This is a genomic window from Streptomyces beijiangensis, from assembly GCF_017315755.1.
Taxonomy (GTDB): Bacteria; Actinomycetota; Actinomycetes; order Streptomycetales; family Streptomycetaceae; genus Streptomyces; species Streptomyces beijiangensis.
Genome location: NZ_JAFLRJ010000307.1, coordinates 1 through 3,226 on the forward strand (window position 1 = coordinate 1; position 3,226 = coordinate 3,226).

3 protein-coding genes are annotated in these 3,226 nt (G+C 69.2%); all 3 read right to left on the reverse strand.

Annotated features, from left to right (window positions below):
* Nucleotides 1-92: 92 nt before the first annotated feature.
* From J0695_RS28155 to J0695_RS28165, 3 genes are read right to left on the reverse strand one after another with little or no spacing between them, the layout of a single operon-like run.
* Nucleotides 93-1,271 (reverse strand): acetoin utilization protein AcuC, encoded by a 1,179-nt coding sequence (locus J0695_RS28155; RefSeq protein WP_206966620.1) that lies wholly within the window; start codon nt 1,269-1,271, stop codon nt 93-95.
* Nucleotides 1,222-2,454, reverse strand: a complete 1,233-nt coding sequence (locus J0695_RS28160) for an MFS transporter (RefSeq protein ID WP_206966622.1) — start codon at nt 2,452-2,454, stop codon at nt 1,222-1,224. Before J0695_RS28160 ends, J0695_RS28155 begins: the two co-directional genes overlap by 50 nt.
* 41 nt (nt 2,455-2,495) lie before the next feature.
* A complete protein-coding gene (locus J0695_RS28165) occupies nt 2,496-3,140 on the reverse strand; it encodes an HAD family hydrolase (protein WP_206966625.1) in 645 nt (214 codons plus the stop codon).
* Between the last annotated feature and the right edge of the window lie 86 nt (nt 3,141-3,226).

The following is a 3,226-nucleotide window of genomic DNA, read 5'->3' on the forward strand; positions in this document are numbered from 1 at the left end:
CGGCGATTGAGGAGCGGGGGTGCAGGGGGCGGAGCCCCCGCTTCGGGAAGGGGCGGAATCGGGGAACACCTCCACCTGCCCACCCACCCGCACTAGGCCAGCAACCCCCGCAGCGGAAACACCGCCCGCCGAGCAGCAAGCACAGCCTGATCAAGCCGATCCGCCGGGTCGTACCCCGACTCCCACTCCCGCCACGACACGGGCCAACACCCATCGGTCATCCGACCGGGCCCCAACTCCCGTGTGAGCGCGAACACTTCATCCCGCCACGAAGCGGGAATCACCGTCTCAGGGTCCACCTCCGCATGCGCGGCGATCCCCACCAGATGAGTCCAGGACCGCGGCACGACATCCACCACCGCGTATCCGCCCCCACCCAGGGCAACCCACTTCCCGCCCTCCGTATACGCATGGGCCATCTCATGACAGGCCACCTGCACGGCCCGCTGCCCGTCCACCGAGACGGCAAGATGCGCCAGCGGATCCTCGACATGCGTATCGGCACCGTGCTGCGAAACCAGCACCTGGGGCCGGAAGTCGGCCAACAGCTCGGGCACCACTCCGTGAAAGGCCCGGAGCCATCCCGCGTCCCCGGTCCCCGCCGGCAGCGCGACATTGACGGCCGACCCCTCACCGGCCCCGGCGCCCCCGGTCTCCTCGGCCCACCCGGTCCCGGGAAAGAGCATCCGGGGATGCTCGTGCAGCGAAATGGTCAGTACCCGCGGGTCGTCCCAGAAAGCAGCCTGCACTCCATCCCCGTGATGGACATCCACATCCACGTACGCGACCCGCTCGGCCCCCAGCTCCAGCAGCCGCGCGATGGCCAGCGCCGCATCGTTGTAGATGCAGAACCCCGACGCGGCCCCCGGCATCGCATGGTGCAGCCCGCCCGCGAAGTTCACCGCATGCTCGGCGTCACCCCGCCACACCGCCTCGGCGGCCCCCACCGATTGCCCCGCAATCAGCGCGGACGCCTCGTGCATCCCTGCGAACGCCGGATCATCGGCCGTCCCGAGCCCATAGGCCCCGTCGGCGGCCCCCGGGTCAGCCGAAGCGGCCCGTACGGCCTCGATGTAGTCCGCCCGGTGCACCAGCCGCAGCGTCGAGTCCCCGGCAGCACGCGCCGCAGTGACATCAACAGCCTGATCGAGCCCGAAGGCCCTCACGAGCCCCATCGTCAACGCCAGCCGCACCGGATCCATCGGATGCCCGGCCCCGAAGTCATACCTCGTTACTGCTTCGTCCCACATCAACAGTCCGCGGCCGCTCATGCCCGCCACCGTATCGGGCGTCCCCGACCCCGAACGACCTGGCATACACGAGCGTCATCAGCACCAGAACCATCGGCACGACCATGGCCGCCCGATAGTTCCAGGCATCCCCGATGGCCCCCACCAGAGGCGACCCCACCAGGAACCCCACGTAATTGAAAACATTCAGCCGCGCCACAGCAGCATCACTCGCCCCAGGGAACATCCGTCCCGCCGCGGCAAAGGTCTGCGGCACGATCACACACAGCCCGAACCCCAGCAGCGTGAACCCGAGCATCCCCACCCAGGGCCCCGGAGCCACCGCCACCACCGCGAACCCCACGGCGGCCACCACACTCCCGACGCGCACCACCGCCACAGCCCCGAACCGCCGCACGCCCAGGTCCCCGACGGCCCGCCCCAGCAGGGTCGTCACCATGTAGACGTTGTACGGCACGGTGGCCAGCTGCTCGGAGCTCCCCAGCACGTCCTGGAGGTACTTCGCGCTCCAGTTGGAGACCGTCGAGTCCCCGATGTACGCAAAGGCCATCACCAGGCACAGGGGCAGCAGCATCTTGAAGACAACGCCCCCGCCCGCACTCCCCGCGGCCTCCCCGCCGTCGGCCTCGCCCACGCTGTCCTTCGCGTCGGCGTACCACCGGCTCGCCACCAGACACACCGGCACCAGTACGGCCGCGACCGGCAGATAGGAGACCAGCAGCGACAGATGCCAGTGCGCCCCGACCCAGGCGAGGGAGGCCCCGGTTATCCCGCCGAGGCTGTACGAGGCATGGAAGCCGAGCATGATGCTCCGCCCGTACGTCCGCTGGAGGCTGACCCCCAGCATGTTCATGGAGGCGTCCAGCGCCCCCACGGACAGCCCGAACACCCCCAGCGCGACGGCCACCTGCCACAGCTGGTCCCCCGCCGCGACCCCGAGCAGGGCCAGCAGCACCACGGGCTGGACCCACCGCAGTACGACACTGGGCCTGACCCGCGCCACCAGCTTCTCGGTGACCACGCTGCTGACGCCGGCCAGGATCGGGACCGCGGCGAGAAAGGCGGGCAGCAGCCCGTCGGATATCCCGTAGCGGTCCTGAATCGCAGGGATCCTCGTCACCAGCAACGCAAAGGCAGCGCCCTGCGCGAAGAAGCTGATCCCCAGGGACACCCTGCCGTGCCGCAGGCGAACATCTGTCGTCATGGCGGCACAGTAGGCCCCTGGCTTACCCGTGGGTAGATGGATCAAGCAAGCAATTCGCCCAGATCCGCCATCTTCGAGAAATACCCCTGCGCTCCCGGGAGCCTGTCTTCGGGAGTCATCGCCGTAAACCCGTACACATCCATACCGGCCGCCTGCGCCGCGGCCACCCCGAGCGGGCTGTCCTCGATGACGACGCACCGCTCCGGCGGGACGCCCATCCGCTCGGCGGCGTGCAGGAACAGGTCCGGCGCCGGCTTGCCCCGCCCGACGTCCTCCGCGCTGAACACCCACTCCTCCTCGAACCACTCGTCGAGCCCGGTCCTCCGGTGCCCGACCCGGATCCGCTCGTGCGTCCCCGACGAGGCCACGCAGTACGGCACCCCCTCGGCCACCAGCCCGCCCAGCAGGTCGGCGACCCCGGCGACGGGCTCGAGCTCCCGCTCGAAGGCCGCGAAGACACGTGCGTGGAGGGCCTCGTCGAAGCCGTCGGGCAGCCGCTGCCCTGACCGCTCCAGCACGAGGTCGTGCACCCGGTGCACGGCAGCACCCATGTAGTCGCGGAGCGACTCCTCATAGGTGGTGGGGTGACCCAGCTCGGTGAGATAGCCGGCCAGGATGGAGTTGGAGATCGGCTCGCTGTCCACAAGGACGCCGTCGTTGTCGAGGATGACCAGGTCGTATCGCATGTTCTGACCCTAAACGCAAAAATGCCTCAACCCCCGAGCAATCGCTCGGGGGTTGAGGCTAAAATTTGTTCGGCGGCGTCCTACTC